The sequence below is a fragment of the Tenacibaculum skagerrakense genome, from assembly GCF_004345825.1.
In the GTDB taxonomy this organism is placed as follows: domain Bacteria; phylum Bacteroidota; class Bacteroidia; order Flavobacteriales; family Flavobacteriaceae; genus Polaribacter; species Polaribacter skagerrakensis.
Genome location: NZ_SLXM01000003.1, coordinates 192,233 through 212,005 on the forward strand (window position 1 = coordinate 192,233; position 19,773 = coordinate 212,005).

Here is a 19,773-nt window from a genome sequence, read left to right on the forward strand (position 1 = left end):
TACGATTTTCCAAAGAGCTTTTAAAGTATTGTATGTACAAATGAAGTAGAAATTTTATATTTGCCTAAAGCAAACAACGAATATGACATTAATAAAATCTATATCAGGAATTAGAGGTACAATTGGAGGAAATACTGGAGATAATTTAACGCCTATTGATACTGTTAAATTTGCTGCTGCCTATGGTACATTTATCAAAAATAAAAACGTAGGAAAAGAAAAAATAACTATAGTTATTGGTAGAGATGCTCGTATTTCTGGTAAAATGATTAGTGGTTTGGTTTCTGATACTTTAATTGGATTAGGAATTGATGTTATTGATTTAGGTCTTTCAACTACACCTACTGTTGAAGTTGCTGTTCCTATGGAAAAGGCTGATGGAGGAATCATATTAACTGCTTCTCATAATCCAAAGCAATGGAATGCTTTAAAATTGTTAAATGAAAAAGGAGAGTTTTTAAATGGTAAAGATGGTGAGCAAATTTTAACTATAGCAGATAATGATGACTTTGATTTTGCTGAAGTTGATGATTTAGGAACTGTAACCAAAAAGAAGAATTACATCAAGAAACATATCAAAGAAGTTTTAAAATTAAAACTTGTTGATAAAAAAGCAATTAAAAAGGCAAAATTTAAAGTTGTAGTTGATGGTGTAAACTCTACAGGAGGTATTGCTATTCCGGCTTTATTAAGAGAATTAGGGGTGAAGTGTTATGAATTATATTGTGAGCCAAATGGACAGTTCCCGCATAACCCAGAGCCGTTAAAAGAGCACTTAACAGATATTTCTGAATTAGTTGTTAAAAAGAAAGCTGATTTAGGTATTGTTGTAGATCCTGATGTGGATCGTTTAGCATTGATTTGTGAAGATGGTTCTATGTTTGGTGAAGAATATACCTTGGTTGCTTGTGCGGATTATGTATTAGGTGAACTAAAAGGAGGAAATACAGTTTCAAATTTATCTTCTTCTAGAGCCTTAAGAGATGTTACGGAAGCACATGGAGGAAACTATACAGCCAGTGCGGTAGGAGAGGTGAACGTGGTTCAAATGATGAAAGATACTAATACGGTTATTGGAGGAGAAGGTAATGGAGGAATTATTTATCCAGATTCACATTATGGAAGAGATTCTTTAGTAGGAGTAGCCTTATTTTTATCTCACTTAGCAAAGAAAAAAGTTTCTTGTAAACAATTGAGAGATTCGTATCCTAGCTATTTTATGAGTAAAAACAAAATTGAGTTAACTCCACAAATAGATGTAGATAACATACTACATACAATGGCTAATAAATATAAAGATGAAGATGTGAATACTATTGATGGTGTAAAAATAGATTTTGCAGAAGAATGGATTCATTTACGTAAATCGAATACCGAGCCAATTATTAGAATATATACAGAAGCTAAATCTCAACAAAAAGCAGATGATTTAGCAGAACGTTTTATAAAAGAGATTAAAGAAATCATTTAAATGAAGTCCCGCAACCATGCGGGATTTTTTATTACCATACAAATTTACTAGGGTTGTTAAATTTAAAACAAGGTAATAACTAATTAAATTATTTTACAGAAATTCGTATAACTAGAATATTACAAACATGAGTTTAGAGGAATATTTCCAACAATTTAGAAAACATATTATTGGAATTGATCAGGAATTTATGACCCCTTATGGAGTTAAAAAATTGATTTATACAGATTGGACTGCAAGTGGCCGTTTATACCGACCAATAGAGGAGAAGTTAATGAATGAGTTCGGACCTTTTGTGGCCAATACTCATACAGAAACGTCTACTTCTGGTGCTGCAATGACTTTAGCGTATCATGAAGCAAGAAACATTATTAAACGTCATGTAAATGCGTCAAAAGATGATATATTAATTACAGAAGGTTCTGGTATGACTGGAGTAGTTAATAAATTTCAGCGTATTCTAGGATTGAAAGTTTCTGAAAACTTAAAGGATTTTACTAATGTTCCTGATGAAAAAAAACCAATTGTTTTTGTAAGTCATATGGAGCATCATTCTAATCAGACGTCTTGGTTAGAAACTATTGCAGATGTAGAAGTTGTTCCTTGTAATGAAGAAGGCTTAGTTTGTTTAGAAATGTTTGAAAAAGTGATTCAGAAATACGAAAGCAGACCTATAAAAATAGCTTCAATTATTGGAGGTTCTAATGTTACGGGAATTAAAACTGATTATCATAAAGTTGCAGCATTAATTCATAAGTACAATGGTTTATGTTTTGTTGATTTTGCTTGTTCTGCTCCGTATGTTGATATTGATATGCATCCTGAGAATGAAGACGAATATTTAGATGCTATTTTCTTTTCTCCACATAAGTTTTTAGGAGGGCCTGGTAGCTCTGGAGTGTTAATTTTCAATAAAAAATTGTATAAAAATATGATTCCGGATAACCCAGGTGGGGGAACTGTAACATATACCAATCCTTGGGGAGAACATGATTATATTGATGATGTTGAAACCAGAGAAGATGGAGGAACACCTGCTTTTCTTCAAACCATTCGTATAGCATTGTCAATGCAATTAAAAGATCAAATGGGAACTAAAAGCATGAAAGATCGAGAAGATGAGATTAATGAAGTAATGTTTGAATGCTTAGATTCTTTAAATGGTGTTCATATTTTAGCTCCAAATCACAGAGATCGATTAAGTATTTTCTCTTTTTATTTTGAAAAGTATCATTTTAATCTAGTAGTAAAATTATTGAATGACCGTTTTGGTATTCAAACTAGAGGAGGATGTTCTTGTGCTGGTACTTACGGACATTTCTTATTGAATGTAGATAGAGAAACTTCAAAATCGATTGAAAGCAGAATTTTGGAAGGTTGTAATATTGAAAAACCAGGATGGGTTCGTTTATCTATTCATCCAACTATCACTAATCAAGAGCTTGATTTTATTTGTGATGCTTTAAGAGAATTGCATCAAAACATAGAAGAATGGGCTACAGATTATGAATATGATTCTGTTAAAAACGATTATGTTCATAAGTCGGTAGAATCGATAGAAAAAAGGTTAGTAAAAGAATGGTTTTCATATTAAAATTTACAATCAAATAAAACAATGAATTTAATTGATGTACAATTTTTAGAGGATTCCTATTCAACATGCAAGGAGAATCATCTTTTTGGAAAATGGGTTACTCTAAAGGATATTCTTCCTTTGTTTGAAAAACTACATAAATCAATTTCTAAGGAATTACTTGGACAGTCTGAAGAAGGTAGAGATATTTACAGCTTAAAACTCGGAAATGGACCCAAAAGAGTTTTAATATGGACTCAAATGCATGGTAATGAAAGTACAGGAACCAAAGCCGTTTTTGATTTCTTAAACTTTTTCGAAAGCTATTATAACCATGAAATTATTCAATCTATAGTTGAGAGTTGTACCATCGAAATAATTCCTATGCTAAATCCAGATGGGGCTTTAGCATACACGAGAGTAAATTCAAAGAATATTGATTTAAATAGAGATGCTGTTGATCAAAAAGCATGTGAGAGCAAAATTTTACGATCAGTATTGGATAATTTCAATCCACATTTTTGTTTCAATTTACATGACCAACGTACCATTTTTGGTGTAGAAGGAACAAAAAATCCTGCTACTATTTCTTTTTTAGCTCCTTCAGAAGAGGAAACTCGCAAAATAACTAAGGGTAGAATAGAGACCATGAATGTTATCGTAGCAATGAATCATTTGTTACAACAACTAATTCCAAATTATATAGGAAGATATACAGACGAGTTTTATCCAACTGCTACTGGAGATAATTTCCAAAAGTTAGGACACAATACTATTTTGATTGAAGCTGGACATTTTCCAAATGATTATAATAGGGAAGAAACAAGAAAATTTAATTTCTTCGCTTTACTACAAGGTATATTTCATATCGCAATAAATAACGATTTTAGTACCTATAAACCCTATTTTGATATTCCTAATAATGTAAAGTCTTTTTTAGATGTTATTCACCGTTATCCTAATAAAGAAGATGTAGGCTTTTTATATGTAGATGAAATTAATGATAACATACTTACTTCTAGATTAAAAAAGGAAAAGGAGGGTGACTTAAAATTGTATTATGCTCATCACGAAATCGTTTTCGAACATTAATTTTTTATTAAATATTAAATTTTATACCATTCACAATTGTTGTTTGTTAAAAATAATTCATATTTTTGCCGAATACTATGAATAAAATTTAAAAATGAAGAAATTTGTATTAGATGAAATCGATCATCAAATTTTAGATATCCTAATTGAAAATGCTCGAACTCCATTTACAGATATCGCTAAAAAACTATTAGTGTCTGCAGGTACAATTCACGTACGTGTTAAAAAGATGGAAGATGAAGGAATTATTCAAGGATCTACCTTAACGTTAGATTACGAAAAAATGGGGTATTCTTTTATTGCACACGTTGGTGTCTTTTTAGAAAAGACTTCAATGACTCAGCATGTGATTGATAATTTACGTCTTATTCCTAACGTTACGGTTGCGTATGTAACGGCTGGAAAGTATAATATCTTCTGTAAAGTTCGTGCAAAAGACACGAATGATGCAAAAGAGGTTATTTACAAGATTGATGAAATTCATGGAGTAAGTAGAACTGAAACTATGATTTCATTGGAAGAGAGCATCAATGATAAAAAACGTATGATGCATGCAATATTTCAAGACTTTTAATTTATAAAGTTTTATAAATATGTATAAAGAAAGGAGTAATATAAACTATTACTCCTTTTTTTTTGTGTTAACATTTTAATTAATCTATCCGTTGTTAAACATTTGTTTTAGTAATTTAATTTAGGGATAGAAAAGTTGTTACTGTAAGTTTACAAATTCTTCTTCAGAAATTTCTCCAGTACTAATTTTATGTAATTCTTCCATCTTAGACATGATGTATTCATGAGTTTCTTGGCTAATTCCTTCAGGTCTGATGAATTCTCCACGTAAAGCTCCAGCTAATACATATTGATCGTAATATCTAAAGAAAGCGCTGTCAAAACTCCTTGCTCCAGGATATTGATTATTTCTTAATAACCATCCTAAACGGAAAGCAGAGCGACGTTGTGCTGCTGTTCCGTGGTGATTCGGACTGTTAACATTATTATCACCCAATCCAGCAGCAAAATTATAAGCATTTGAAGCAGCAGTCCAATCAGCAGCGTAACCATTTGCATGACCTATGTAGAATCCTCCAAAAGCATCAGCTTCTAATTCTCCTGCTCTTGCTGTATTTTCATTTCTAGAAGGAATTCCATTTCTAAATTGAATTTGATGTGCTACTTCGTGTGCTTGAACATAAGCTACAGCAATTCTTCCACCATTGTTTAAAGCGTAGTTATATAAAGTTTCACCAAAAATTATATATCCAGCGCCATAAGAAATCGCATTGAAAGTACCGCTACCAATAGCAAATCCTAATGGAACTGTGTTGATTTGGAATAAACTTGCAATATCTGCATTTTGACCAAAGATAAAGTTAGTCTCAGAAGAGTTAACAATGTTTGTAGTACTTAATACTGCACTTGATGGCCAGTTGTTGTCTATAAAGCCACAATCTTCATGCGTTTGTACACCTGATAAAGAAATTTTTGCTGCAGAATCGTCTGTTAAGTTAGTAGATTCGTTTTTTTCACAGCTTGCAAATAAAAGGGAGATAGCAGCTGTAATTGCTAGGGTTTTTAAGTTATTCATTTTTAGTTATTATTATTGATAAATCAATTAAAATGTTACATAATAATTAAAAAAAATGATTATTTGTATAGGTAAGTAAGGGATTGCTATTAATAATCTATAGATTTTAATAAAACGTTACGAATGTAATATTTTAAGTTTATTAAAAAAATATTTTTTAATAAAACTTTAACTTTAGATAAGATTTTATATATAACAATATATTTATTGACTTTTAATTCAAAAAAAAGGCTCTTTTATTAAAAAGAGCCTTTTAAAGTTTAATGAAATTTATCTTACTAGCAATTTAAAAGAAAACAAATTATTTTCTGTTTTACCTCTTACTATGTACAACCCTTGTATAAGAGATTGAGTTTTAAAAGTGTGGTTTTCATCAAACCTACCTTTATAGTCTAATACTTTCTTTCCTGTAATATCAAATATTTTCACATCTTCAACAGTCTTATTTATTCTTATAAAACCATTACTAGGGTTAGGGTAGAAGCTAATATCAGTATTGTTTAAAATAATATCTTCATTTGAAAGTGTTACTGCCGAACTTCCGTATATTTTAAACTCACCTGGCTGTAATAAAACACTTTGATTCACATTCGTAACAGTAATTGTATTAGCATCGTTTAATAAATCGTACCAAGTTCCTGTTTGTTGAAATCCAGGAATAGCAGCTTGTTCAGTTATACCGAAATTACCTATTATAGTAATGTATTGAAGATCGTCTGTAGCATTATCATTTGTTAAATGAATTTTTTTAATACCTGTTGAAGCAGCAACATCCAATGTAAAATTAGAAGTTCTAAAAATATCTTCCTGCTTTTTTAGCGCTATTATTTTAGCCCAAGTGTCATATAATGCCTTTCTATCAGAATCATTAACATATTCCCAGCGAATTGGTTTATTTCCTGTTCTTCCATTAAAATCGATACTTACTTCATAGCCTAGTTCTCCAAACTGCCAAATCATTTTTGGTCCTGGAACGGTGAAATAAAAAGCTCCGGAACCTTTTTGTCTTTCTAAAGCAGTTGCTAAGTCTTGTGTGTCGTAAGAAGCATTTGAATTACCAAAATTTAAATTTCTATACATGGTTCTTTCCTCATCATGACTTTCCATGTATGAAATGTTAGCAGGGGTAGTCCACCCTCTATTTTTATAAGAGATCCAAGAGAAATTAGATTTATTACTATCATGATAGCCCATTGAAGTCTCACTATAATTAGGATTTAAATTACTCCACATCATAATTCCTTTACCTTCTCCTAATCTATAATTCACCCATTCTGTTTCTTCTTGATTCGTTCCTAAATGCTCAAAAATTACATAAAAATCTGGATCAACTTCCCATTGGTAATCAGCATATTCTTTTAACACAGCCACTCTATCTGCTTGAATAGTATTTGTACAACCTTCATCAGAAGCAGTACAATTTTGTGTAAATCCTTTGGTTAAATCCCAACGAAATCCATCAATTTTGTATTCTTCAATCCAGTATTGAGTAGTTCTTTTTACATAATCTTTGGTAGCTTGTTGACTATGATTAAAGTCGTTAAACACACTATAAGAGTGTTTTGCTGTTTCATTGAAAAATGGACTATCGACAGATGCTTGCCCGCCATAATTCCCGTTGTCTGTATTCCACATTCGATAGTATGGATTTTGTCCCGTAGCGTGGTTATAAACAACATCAAGAATAACCGCAATTCCTCTTTTATGACACTCGTCAATTAACTGTTTAAATGCAGTTTTAGTTCCGTAATATTTATCTAATGCCATATGGAAAGAAGGGTTATAACCCCAAGATTCATTTCCATCAAATTCACTAACAGGCATAAACTCGATAGCATTTACACCTAATTCTTGTAAGTAATCTAATCTAGCTTTAACAGCATCAAAACTATGCAAAGCATCAAAATCTCTAATTAGTAATTCATAGATTACTAAATCAGTTTTTGCAGGTTTATTAAAGTTTGTAATTTCCCAAGAAAAAGGAGCATCACCTGTTCTTAATAAAGTAACCGCATGATTGGTTTTTCCTGTTGGATATGCTGGTAAATTAGGGTACGTAATAGCATCAATATATTGATCATTACTTTCTGTAAGTACAATTGTTGAATATGGATCAGCAACTTTCAAATCAGCTTCTATAAAATATTGATACATATGATCTGTTTGCGCTGTTAAACCCGATAATTCAATCCAAAAGCGATCTTTTGAACTATCCTTTTTCATTAGATAGTTGTTGTCTAGTTTCCAATCGTTAAAATCACCAATTACATGAACAAACTCTTTACCAGGCGCGTAAAACACTAAAGTAGCTTTGGTAGGATCAGCATCATTTAAATTTAATCCGTCTAATAATCCGTTTGGTAAGGCTTCTTCAACAACTGTCGGTCTAACTACAATTTCAAAAGTTTCTGTTTGTATTTCAGAACCATCTGTTGCTTCTAACTCGAAGATGGTATTTTCTGTTACATTGGTATTAAAGGAATAACTTGTAATTCCATTTTGAGTATTTATAGAAGTAGTATTCGCTTTTAAATTAAAGTCAGCAGCTAGAGTAGCAGTAGCTGTAATGGAAACATTATCTCCAGAATTTATGATGGTAACATTTGATGATGGAGAAGTAAGATTTAATTGAAATTTCCCAACTTCAAATAATTGATCTTGTGATTTTTTATCACCTGTTCCGTCTTTAGCCTTAACTAACATTCCTATTCTACCAATTCCTGTTCTATTATAAAAAGTGGTAGGAGTGAAGGTAAAAGAATAGGTTCCATCTCCGTTATTAGTTAATTTTTGAGCTTCATTTGAATTTGTCCAGCTTCCATTGGTAGGAGAATCCATAATATTCGCATCATTAGTATCAAAAGACCAAGCCCAAAGGTAAATGTCTGTTACACCCCAAGCGGCCGGATTAACATTTGAAACGGTAACTGTAATTTCTTCATCTTCATTAAAAGTACTAGGATTTACTGAAAATGTAACATTTTGTTGCTGAGCAAAAAGAGTCAGATTGCTTAAAAATGTTAAGAATAGAAAGAATTTTTTCATTTTCGATTTTAATTAAAAAACAAAACTACCCATCACTAGTATTTTAGTAAATGGATAGTTTTATTACATATATATTATACTATTTTATGGTTGTACGGTATATGTTGGATTTGCAGCGTCAGAAAAATCTAAAGTAATTGTATAAGTTCCCGCAGTGGCAGTTAAATTATCTCCATTTATTTCTAATATACCATCTCCTCCGGTATCACCATAGTTTAAAGTCCAATCATTATTTGATCTAAACTTATATTCACCATCAACTAAAGCAACATCTCTTAAAATCCAAACATCATCAAAAGGACGAGACCAATCTCTAGTAAATTGTGCATCAGGAGTTGCTCCCCAGTTGTTATATGCAGAACCAACAAGCCCCCATACATTTTCAATTTGCTCTAAAGAATAGCTGTTGTCATTTAAATTAACAGTAACAATATAAATACCAGCATTTACTGAAATATTATCGCCATTAACTTCTATAGATCCGTCTGCACCTGTATCACCATAATTTACAGCCCAATCGTTATTCATTCTAAACTTCATTTCACCATCTAGAAGTGTTACGATTCCTCTAAACACATCAGAATACTGATCATACTCTAACATAAAATCAGGAGTTGCTCCCCAGTTGTTATAAGCAGAACCTACAATTCCTAAAGAGAAAGCTTCAATGGTATACGTATTATCATTAAAGTTTAATGTTATTTTATAAGAACCCGCTGTTACAGTAATATTGTCACCACCAGCTTCTATGGTTCCGTCAGCGCCATTATCACCGAAATTATTTGCCCAATCGTTATTTTCTCTAAATTTAATTTCACCATCAATTAACGTAACATAAGCAGCTAATACACCATCAACATCTGTTTTAAAGAATGGTAAATCAGGAGTTGCTCCCCAGTTATTTGCAGCAGAACCAACTATACCCCAAGTTGTAGATAAATCTAAAACAGTTAAGTAAGTAGTTACTGATACTGTCATTGGCTCACCAATTCTTTCTAAAGTATCATTTGTAGAATTAGTGATAACTGAACGTAAACGTAACTGAATATCACCAGTAGTATCAGGAGCAATTCCTAAACCTTGTGCAACAGAATTTAATTTAGCATGTGTTACATTAATAGAATTGCTATTAGTAGCTGTTGCAACTTCAACTGGGTTGTCAAAAGTACCTGATGCAGTATCGGCTTCAAGATAATATTCAACAGTTACGCCTAAATTAGAATCTAATATTGGATCGTTTATTACAATTGAAAGTGCATTTTCATCATTTTGATCTAAAGTCAAAGTAAATGAGTCACCATCTGCTAAACCACTCTCAACAGTTGCAGGGTTTACAGGATACGTTGTAACTAATAATAAAACTTGATTAGTAACATTTTCACCAGCTTTTACTCTTAAAAATACTGGAACATCCGAAAAGTTAGTAATACCTGCTTGGTTAATGGCATTATTAAATTCAGTAACGCTCATTGAAAATGATTTTTCTGTTGAAGTTCCTAAACTTAACGGAGTTGTAAACGCATCATCAGTAGCCATTTCAATCTCGTAAGACGTACTTCCAGTTACTTCATCTTTCCAAGTAATAGTAAATGCTGGGTTATCAGGTAAAGAATAATTTAAAAATACACTTGAAATTCCAGGCATTTCCAACTCAAAGGCTGGATCAGATTGTGTTAAATTTAAACTTTCTTCAGTTTCACAAGAAACCAATAAGAAAACGGTAGCAATTAGTGCTAAACCTATTTTATTTATAATTTTTTTCATCTTCCTTTGATTTAAGTTATAGATTTAATGGAATAAGAATATACTGTCCAGTTAAATCATTAAACCAGATATCATAATCATCTTCCACAATTACAGGAATACTAGCTCCTCCATTAGTAGCTACACCAGAGAAAGAAGTATCACTTCCCCAAAGAGCTCCAGTGTTGGTAGCAAATTGTAGATCTCCAGGCTTTAAACGCACAGCACTTGCATACCAAATATGTCCGTCAAAAGTTAATGCTGACAATGAAGTAGCAGCATCTAAAGAAGATCCTTGAACTGATACAGTTGTAAAATTTGTTGCTGTTGATGCGTCATATGGCTCAAAAGAATATTTTTTTGTAGCAAAATTAATAGTAAACGTATAGAAACCAGGAGTAATATTGGTATCTCCAGCGGTTGGAAATCTCTCAGGGTCAGTTCCTCCACCTGGGTTTACTTCAATAGTTGAACCATCGTTAGTTCCCCATTGTGGTTGCCATAATCCTTTTGTTTCTAAAACTTTAAACATTCCATTACTGAAATATCCAGTATATCTAAATAAATTTTCGTCGTTTGCATCTCTAAACAAAGCTGGATTATTGTTGTTGTTATCCCATCCAGGAGAAGTACCGTCTCCAACTAAATAATAATCATCAAATACATAATTAAAATATGGATAAACACTCATATTAATAGTATTAGAAGTTGCAGGAATTCCATTTTGTGTTCCTAAAGAAGATGTAACTCTTGCGTATAAAGTTGACCATTCAAATGGATTTAATCCTGCATTACCAGCTGCTGAATTTAATTCAGCCATAGAAAAAGTAACAGCATTTTCTCCAGTAACAGAAGAAGCAACAACAGGGTTTGTAAAGTTTTCATCATTAGCAAACTCAATACTGTAAACTACAGATGCTTGCTGACCGTAATCTGCACTTTGCCAACTTAATGTTAGGGCAGGAGTGGCTTTATTAACTGGATCAAGTTCAATATCTGTGATGCTTAATCCTTGTAATACAGGAGCAGTAGGAGTGTCAGAAACAGTAAAAGTATCGCTAGTATCATCACATCCTACAATACCTACTAATAAAGTAAGTAATGTGATATATGTTAATTTAAATATATTTTTCATTTTAATTCTTTATGATTAATACCCAGGGTTAGGTGTTAAATTAGGATTCGTTGCTAAACTATTCGATGGGATTGGATACACGTTAAAATGTGCAGGAATCGCAATTCCGTTGCTTGCATTTCCTTTCCAAGCCCAATTGTAATTTCCACCAGTAAACTTGTTAAAACGAATTAAATCTTGTCTTCTATGTGCTTCCCAGTGTAATTCTCTAGCTCTTTCATCTAAGATAAAATCTTCAGTTAGGTCTGTAACTGTAATAGCTTGTGGATTGTTAGCTCTTGTTCTTAACATGTTAACATAGGTAACAGCCTGACCAATAGTACCACCAGTTCCTCCTCTTACTACAGCTTCAGCATACATTAAATATACATCTGCTAGTCTGAATAAAGGAAAATCTGTATCAACAAAAGTTTGATCAACTCCTGGAGTTCCTGTAGAACCAACGTTAGAATATTTTGCGATGATATATCCTTCATCTCTATCAGAAATATCAGTGATAATATCGCTTCTATCTTGAGTGATTAATGTGTTTCTGGTATCAGTTAAGAATGCACCACCTGTAAATAAATCAGCAAATTGCTTTCTTACTCTAAGGGCACCTCCCCATCCACCTTCACCAACACCTAAAGAAACTCCGTTCTTTTCTATACTACCAACTGCACCGTTAATCATAACAGTAGTAGGACCATAGTTTTGCGTGGTTAATCCATCTGATATTAAAGGAAAAATGATTTCATTAGTAGCAGTGCTAACATTGTTATCAGCCTTAAATAAATCTAAGTAGTTAGGAGCCAATGAATATCCTCCACCAATAATTTTATTACAATAATTAATACAGTCAGAATATCTATCTGTACCTAAATACACTTCAGCATTTAAGTATAATTTAGCTAGAATCATCCAAGCAACACCTTTATCAGCTCTACCATATTCGTTAGTCATAGGATCCATCAAATCCCCTTCAATAGCCTTTAATTCTGTTTCTATAAATTCGAATAATTGAGCTCTATTAGCCTCAGGAGAATAAAAGTTAGTTACTACTGGGTCATTTTCTGTGACAAAACCAGCTTTTCCGAATAAGTCCATTAAATGATAGTAAGCTAAGGCTCTTAATAATCTTGCTTCCGCTCTGTAAGTAACAATATCAGCTCTAACAGCAGCCGAAACATCACGCGCATCTAATTTTTCATCGGTAGTTTCTCTAAGGAAATCATTAGCAAATGCAACTGATGCACTTGCTCTACCGAACATACCATAGAATAATGGATTTCCTGAAGTCCATATATTTCGTTGAATTTCTCTAACTCCTGGATCGTTTTCGTACGACCAAATCATTTGGTCTGCTGATAAGGTTTGAAGATACACTAAAGTACGTCCATATTGACTAGTACCAGCATCTAACCCTTGAATATTAGAACTACCAGCACCATCAACACCAGTTAGTGATAAGTTTGCATAAACACCCGCTAAAACTTCTTTATAAGCGTTTTCATCTTCAAATAATTCTTCACTAAGAATTGTTTGATCATCTTCAGGAGTAATATTTAAATCGTCAGTACAAGAAGAAATAAATGTTAATCCTATAAAGGTAATTACTACCGTAAAAATTTTGTTATAATATGTTTTCATTTTCTTGTAAATTAAAATTTAACATTAGCACCTACCATGAAGTTTCTAGATCTTGGATAGATAGTATTATCTATTCCGCCAAAAACTTCAGGATCTAAACCACTATAATTTGTAATCACAAATACATTTTGTACACCAGCCCAAATTCTTACAGAATTCTTGTTGAATTTCTTGATTGGTCTATCAAATGTATATCCTAAGGTAATGTTATCCATTCTTAAGAAAGATGCATTTTCTAAGTAAATATCAGAGTTTATTACATCTGAAGTGTTAATGAAGTTTGTATTTAGAACAGATGTAGGAATATTTCCTAAAACCTCATTATCTTGTAAAAATGCATATTGAGCTCTGGCAGAGTTTACATTGTTGTAAACATAGTTTCCTATGTTAGCTCTCAAGTTAAATGATAAATCAAAGTTTTTATAATTGAAGTTAGATTGAAACCCAAGACTTACATCAGCTCCTGGATCTTCTTTTAAATAACGATCATCGTCATTAATAACACCATCATCATTTAAATCTGCATACGCACCTTCGATAGGATTTCCTGCACTATCGTATAATTGCTTGAAAACATTAAAAGAATAAGGTGCAAATCCTTCTCTCAATAATTGAATTGTGTTACCTGTACCACCAGCAGTTCCTCCAGTTCTAATGTCTTGACCATTAGCTAAGCTTGTTATTTCTCTATCTAAATAAGTTGCGTTAAAGTTAAAGTTCCAGTTTATATCTTCAGTTTTCAAAATATCTCCGTTCAATGAGAATTCAATACCATTAATTTCTAACTCTCCAATGTTTTGTAAAATTACGTTTGAAAAATTAACTCCGTCAGAGACACCAGCTTCAAATAATAAATCATTAGATTTTTTATTGAACCAGTTGATAGATCCTTGAAACTTATTGTTAAATAATCCATAGTCTAAACCTAATTCTAACGTTGTAGTTTCTTCCCACTTTAAATCAGGGTTAACTTCTAAAGGAATAATCGCTCTAATTGGATTATTTGCAAATTGGAAAAGTGAATTTTGATTTCCAAAACGATATCTTCTTAAATATATATCATTGGCACCTGGAATATTATCTAAGTTTTGTTGACCAGTTAAACCATAACTAACTCTTAATTTTAAATCAGAAATAACATTAGAATTTGCTAGGAAGTCTTCATTGCTAATTTTCCAAGCAAAAGCTGCTCCTCCAAAATCACCCCAACGATTTTCTGGATTAAAACGTGAAGTTCCGTCTCTTCTGTAGTTTAAGGTTAATAAGTATTTGTTTAAGAAATCAACATTTAATCTTCCAAAAAAACCAATATTTACAACATCAGTTGCTACATATGTATCAACAAATGAATCTGGATCTAAAACATTTCCAGAGCTTCCTCCAAATTCTTCAAATTTTTGATAAGAATATCCTGCAGTTGCATCTAAAGTAACTTTATCAAAAACTTTTTTGTAATTCAAATACCCGTCTAATAAACGGTTACTTTTTTCAGAGTATCCATTAGAATTTACTCCTCTAAATAATAAGCCTTGGTCTGCTGCTCTACCATAATTAAACCTACTTATGAAACTATTTTCTCCTTCGGCTTTATCAAAACCAAGATTTAATACAGCTCTTAATTCAGGTAAGAAATGAAATTTATAATCAAAATTTAAATTTCCGAAATGTCTAAATACTTTACCTCGACTATTTGCTAATAATAAAGCTGCAACTGGATTTTTTGTAGTGTTTAATAATTCTGTTCCATTTCTGTGCTCATAAAAACCACCAAATGGAGAACTAGAATCTCTTACAGGTTGCGTAGGATCGAAACGTAATGCTGCTCCAATTTGTCCAGAGTCAGCAAATCTGCTATCCTCAAAGTTTCTATTATAGTTTAAGTTTATCTTTAAATGGTCGTTAAAGAAAGATGGATTCATAGATAACGAAACGTTCTTTCTATCAAATTGAGAAGTTAATAAAGAACCTTCTTGACTTGTAAATCCTACAGATAATCGAGTTGGGATAAAACCAAGAATTCCTCCTTTTACTGTAGCATTAATTAAAGAAGAACCAGTAGTTCTAAAAATTTCATCTTGCCAATTAGTATTTGCATTACCAAGTAAACCAACATCTGCTGGTCGCTCTTGTTGAATAATGCTTCTAAAAGCATCCGCAGAGAAAACATTCACTCTATCTAAAACTTCTCCAAATGTATATTGATAATCTACATCTAAAGTGTAATCTGATTTACCTTTTTTAGTAGTAATAATAATAACCCCGTTTGAAGCTCGTGAACCATAAATAGCAGTAGCAGAAGCATCTTTTAATACAGAGAAAGACTCAATATCATTTGGGTTAATATTAGCAAGTACCCCTCTAGAACCAGCAACACTGTTTTCTTCAATAGGTAAACCATCAATTACAATTAACGGGCTGTTAGAGGCACTAATAGAAGATCCTCCACGAATGGTAATTTGAGAACCAGATCCAGGTGCACCACTCGTTCTAATTTCAACCCCAGAAACACGACCACTTAATAGATTTTCAGGAGTAACAATGTTTCCTTTTGTAAATTCTTTTTCAGTAATTGCTTCTACAGATCCAGTAGCGTCTTTTACAGTAGTAGTACCATAACCTACAACGATAACTTCATCTAAAACTTGTGCTGAATCTTCTAATTCTACATTGATAGTAGTAGCATTTCCTACAGTAACTTCTTTAGTTTTTAATCCGATAAAAGAAAATACAAGAACATCAGTAGACTTTACATCTTTGATTTCATAAATTCCATCGAAATTAGTTTCTGTACCTTTTACTTGACCTTTAATGATGATAGAAACACCAGGTAAAGGTTCTCCAGTAGACTTCTCAGTAACCTTTCCTTTTATAGTTTGTTGTGCATAGCCAAACAAACATAAAAAGAACAGTGTTAAACTGAGTAAATGATTAGTTTTATTCATGTGTAAATTCTTAAATAAATAAGTGAAATTTGAATTGTTTGTTATATCAATAACCTTTGTTCTGCGATGTGAATATAGCCATTAAAATGAAGCTATAACCTTTGAAAACGCTACGAAAACGATTTCGTGTTGATAACTTTTTAACTTTAACTTAACGTATTAATAATATTATCTAAATTTTTTATGAGTTTTGTAAAATACTAAGGAGAAAATTAAAGTTAAATCAATCAAAAAAGATATTCTTAAAATATCTATAGTGTTTTTGTTTTTTCTGTATAAAATCCTTAAGAATTTTAAGATAGTGATAATTGCTATTTTTCCAAGTAAATCAACCTCTTTTTAATTTATTTATGAAACCAAAAATTACCATAAAAATAATAGCAAAAGAACTGGGAGTATCTACATCTACAGTATCAAAAGCATTAAGAGATAGTCATGAGATAAGTCATGAAACTAAAGAACGAATTAAAGCCTATGCAAATTATTATAATTACAGACCTAATAATTTAGCGCTACAACTAAGAAGTCAGAAAACTAAGGTAATTGGTATCGTTCTTCCAAAAATTGTTCATCATTTCTTTTCTACAGTTATTAGTGGCGTTGAAAAAGTAGCAAATGAAAGAGGCTACAACATTATGGTATGTTTCTCTAACGAAGACCAACAAAAAGAAATTGAAACTATCAATGTACTAACAAATGGGAGTGTAGACGGTCTTATAGTTTCTATAGCCACGGAAACACTAAGAAATAAAGAGCTGAGTCATTTTTATCAATTAATTAGTAATGAAGTTCCGCTTGTACTGTTTGATAGGGTACACGAATCAATACGATGTGATAAAGTTATTGTAGATGATATTGGAGCAGGGTATAAGGCTACAAAACATTTGCTGAATACGCAATGCAAAAAAATAGGTATAATTACTACACCTGAGCACGTAACTGTTGGTTTAGATAGATATCAAGGATATGAGCGAGCATTAAAAGAAGCTGGAATTAAAGTAGATAAGAGCTTAGTAATTAATGTTGATGAAGAGCAAGACATTTATACACAAATCAAAGTGCTTTTCAATCAAGATATAGATGCAATTTTTGCTGTAAATGAAATATATGCAGCTATTGCTATTAGAATAGCGAAAGAAAAAGGCAAGAAAATTCCAGATGATGTTTCTATAATTGGTTTTACTGATGGTTTAATTTCAGAGTATTCGTCACCTTCAATTACAACAGTAGTTCAACATGGTTTAACAATGGGAGAGCAGGCTGCAGAATTGTTAATTGACCAAATAGAAAACGCTGAAAATCAAAGAGCTCCACAAACAAAAGTAATCTCTAGTAACATTAAAATAAGAGAGTCTAGTAAATCGTTGTAGTAGAAATTATACACAACGTAAAGAATTTTTATATATATTTGAAACCATAAAGACTTATCAATAATCTTTTTCTGCACAATAAAGATAAGTCTTAGCGCTTATCGTACTATCAACTAATATATACGATATGAACAAGCGTAAATTAAGTTTCTTAGAAATTTGGAACATGAGTTTCGGATTTTTAGGAATACAATTTGGATTCGCCTTACAAGGTGGATTTATGTCTAGAATTTTTCAAACCTTAGGAGCTGCCAAAGATGACATACCCTTATTGTGGATTGCTGCACCTTTAACAGGATTAATTGTACAGCCCATAATAGGTTATTTAAGCGATAGAACTTGGAGTCCGAGATGGGGAAGAAGAAGACCGTATTTTTTAATTGGAGCTGTTTTAAGCTCTATTGCATTATTCTTCGTACCACATTCACCTGCACTATGGGTAGCTGCTGGTTTTCTATGGATTTTAGATGCTTCTATTAACATTTCTATGGAACCATTTAGAGCGTTGGTGGCTGATAAACTACCGGAATCCCAAAGATCTTATGGTTTTGTTGTTCAAACATTAATTATTGGTATTGGAACCTGGGTGGCTAGTAATTTACCAAGTTTTGTTTCTGCTCTTGGAGTTAGTGATTCTGCAGCTCAAGGAGTAGTTCCTATGTCTGTGAAAGTTGCTTTTGCTACTGGAGCATTCGTTTTTTTAGTTAGTATTTTATATACAGTTTTTACCACTTCAGAATATCCCCCGGAAGATATGGAAGAATTTGAGCGAGAGAAAGCTAAAAAAAATCAGTTTATCCCAGATATACTGAACAACATTGGAAGTATGCCTTTAACAATGAAAAGGCTAGGAGTTATACAGTTTTTTAGTTGGTTTGCCTTTTTTACCATGTGGAGTATGGCAAATCCAGCTTTAACAGAACATGTATTTAATTCACCTGCTCCCGTCGAATCAGAATATAATATGTCTGATGCACAACAAAAAGAAGCATATGACTTAGCAAATACTAAATTCCAAAAGGCATCTAATGCTGTAGGTTCTTATATGGGAACTTATGGATTATCTTCAATGTTTTTTGCACTTTTACTTGTAGTATATACCTCTAAAAGGCGTATTAATAGAAAGTATGTTCATATGACTTCTTTAATATTAGGTGGAATAGGTTTTTTAATGATGAAATACATTCCTTCAGAAGAATACTTGTACTTATCATTTACATTAATTGGATTTGCTTGGGGAAGTATTTTATCGATGCCTTACGCAATGCTGTCTAGTTCAGTAGATCCCAAAAAGATGGGAGTTATCATGGGAATTTTCAATATGTTCATTGTAATTCCTCAAATAGTTGCTGCCTTGGGAGGTGTTGTATTTATTTCAAACTTATTAGGAAAAGAAGCTATTAATGCAATGACTGTAGCTGGAGTTTGTCTTGTATTAGCTGGAGTATCTAACTTTTTAATCACAAATAGAAAAGCAATCACATACGAAGTAGAGAATGAATAAAAGAGGATTCATATTTGATTTAGATGGTGTTATTGTAGACACTGCGAAGTACCATTTTTTAGCATGGAAAAAATTAGCTAACGATTTAGGAATTGATTTTACCGAACATCAAAACGAACAACTTAAAGGAGTTAGCAGAGTACAATCTTTAGAAAAAATATTAGACTGGGGCGGAATTTCGATTTCTGAACTAGAGTTTCAAAATTTAATGGATAAGAAAAATTCAGATTACTTATCGCACATTGAAACGATGAAAGAAGATGAAATTTTAGTAGATGTCCCAAAAGTACTTACATTTTTAAAAAACAAACAACAACCAATAGCTTTAGGATCAGCAAGTAAAAACGCTAGAAAGATATTAAAGAAAGTAGCTTTATATGAGTCGTTTGATGCTATTGTAGATGGAACAAATGTTTCAAAAGCGAAGCCAGATCCTGAAGTATTTTTAATAGCTGCAAAAGAATTACATATAGCACCGAACCAGTGTGTTGTTTTTGAAGATTCTATAGCAGGAGTACAAGCAGCTAACAAGGCTGATATGATTTCAATAGGAATAGGAGAACAAGATGTTTTAGGTGAAGCAGATTTTGTTTTTAAAGACTTCTCTGAAATTTCTATTGAATTTTTAACACAATTAATAAACAAACAATAATCCCCACACAACAAACAAACTAGAGAGAG

The 19,773-nt window shown here is 32.0% G+C and carries 13 protein-coding genes; 7 read left to right on the forward strand and 6 right to left on the reverse strand.

From position 1 onward, the window contains the following. The first annotated feature begins 82 nt into the window (after window positions 1-82). From glmM to EV195_RS07005, 4 genes are all read left to right on the forward strand, one after another. Window positions 83-1,471, forward strand: coding sequence for a phosphoglucosamine mutase (glmM, locus tag EV195_RS06990; RefSeq protein ID WP_132794216.1), 1,389 nt, complete (start codon window positions 83-85; stop codon window positions 1,469-1,471). Window positions 1,472-1,598: 127 nt separating this feature from the next. Beyond that, window positions 1,599-3,065: an aminotransferase class V-fold PLP-dependent enzyme gene (locus EV195_RS06995; protein WP_132794217.1), complete on the forward strand. Its 1,467-nt coding sequence runs from the start codon at window positions 1,599-1,601 to the stop codon at window positions 3,063-3,065. Between the two features lie 21 nt (window positions 3,066-3,086). Further along, complete coding sequence (locus tag EV195_RS07000) at window positions 3,087-4,136, forward strand: M14 family zinc carboxypeptidase (RefSeq protein WP_132794218.1); 1,050 nt, start codon at window positions 3,087-3,089, stop codon at window positions 4,134-4,136. A gap of 94 nt (window positions 4,137-4,230) precedes the next feature. Then, window positions 4,231-4,710: an Lrp/AsnC family transcriptional regulator gene (locus tag EV195_RS07005; RefSeq protein ID WP_132794219.1), complete on the forward strand. Its 480-nt coding sequence runs from the start codon at window positions 4,231-4,233 to the stop codon at window positions 4,708-4,710. A gap of 138 nt (window positions 4,711-4,848) precedes the next feature. Here EV195_RS07005 and EV195_RS07010 read toward each other — a convergent pair whose 3' ends face one another. The 6 genes from EV195_RS07010 to EV195_RS07035 form a co-directional block, all read right to left on the reverse strand. Further along, window positions 4,849-5,724 carry a neutral zinc metallopeptidase gene (locus EV195_RS07010; protein WP_132794220.1) on the reverse strand — a complete coding sequence of 292 codons (876 nt, stop codon included), beginning with the start codon at window positions 5,722-5,724 and terminating at the stop codon, window positions 4,849-4,851. Between the two features lie 270 nt (window positions 5,725-5,994). Beyond that, a complete protein-coding gene (locus tag EV195_RS07015) occupies window positions 5,995-8,769 on the reverse strand; it encodes an alpha-amylase family glycosyl hydrolase (protein WP_132794221.1) in 2,775 nt (924 codons plus the stop codon). Between the two features lie 84 nt (window positions 8,770-8,853). Then, window positions 8,854-10,533: a SusE domain-containing protein gene (locus EV195_RS07020; protein ID WP_132794222.1), complete on the reverse strand. Its 1,680-nt coding sequence runs from the start codon at window positions 10,531-10,533 to the stop codon at window positions 8,854-8,856. Between the two features lie 16 nt (window positions 10,534-10,549). Further along, the gene (locus EV195_RS07025; protein ID WP_132794223.1) at window positions 10,550-11,647 is read right to left on the reverse strand and encodes a SusE domain-containing protein; all 1,098 of its coding nucleotides are present in this window, start codon (window positions 11,645-11,647) and stop codon (window positions 10,550-10,552) included. Between the two features lie 15 nt (window positions 11,648-11,662). Next, window positions 11,663-13,276, reverse strand: coding sequence for a RagB/SusD family nutrient uptake outer membrane protein (locus EV195_RS07030; protein ID WP_132794224.1), 1,614 nt, complete (start codon window positions 13,274-13,276; stop codon window positions 11,663-11,665). A gap of 11 nt (window positions 13,277-13,287) precedes the next feature. Beyond that, window positions 13,288-16,218: a SusC/RagA family TonB-linked outer membrane protein gene (locus tag EV195_RS07035; protein ID WP_132794225.1), complete on the reverse strand. Its 2,931-nt coding sequence runs from the start codon at window positions 16,216-16,218 to the stop codon at window positions 13,288-13,290. A gap of 350 nt (window positions 16,219-16,568) precedes the next feature. On the opposite strand from EV195_RS07035, the gene EV195_RS07040 reads away from it, so the two are divergent. The 3 genes from EV195_RS07040 to pgmB all read left to right on the forward strand — a co-directional run bounded on the left by EV195_RS07040 (window position 16,569) and on the right by pgmB (window position 19,744). Further along, complete coding sequence (locus EV195_RS07040) at window positions 16,569-17,588, forward strand: LacI family DNA-binding transcriptional regulator (protein ID WP_132794226.1); 1,020 nt, start codon at window positions 16,569-16,571, stop codon at window positions 17,586-17,588. Window positions 17,589-17,715: 127 nt separating this feature from the next. Further along, on the forward strand, window positions 17,716-19,092 hold the full coding sequence (locus EV195_RS07045; RefSeq protein WP_132794227.1) for an MFS transporter: 1,377 nt from the start codon (window positions 17,716-17,718) through the stop codon (window positions 19,090-19,092). After that, window positions 19,085-19,744, forward strand: a complete 660-nt coding sequence (pgmB, locus tag EV195_RS07050) for a beta-phosphoglucomutase (RefSeq protein ID WP_132794228.1) — start codon at window positions 19,085-19,087, stop codon at window positions 19,742-19,744. The genes EV195_RS07045 and pgmB overlap by 8 nt, the downstream gene beginning before the upstream one ends. Window positions 19,745-19,773: the final 29 nt, after the last annotated feature.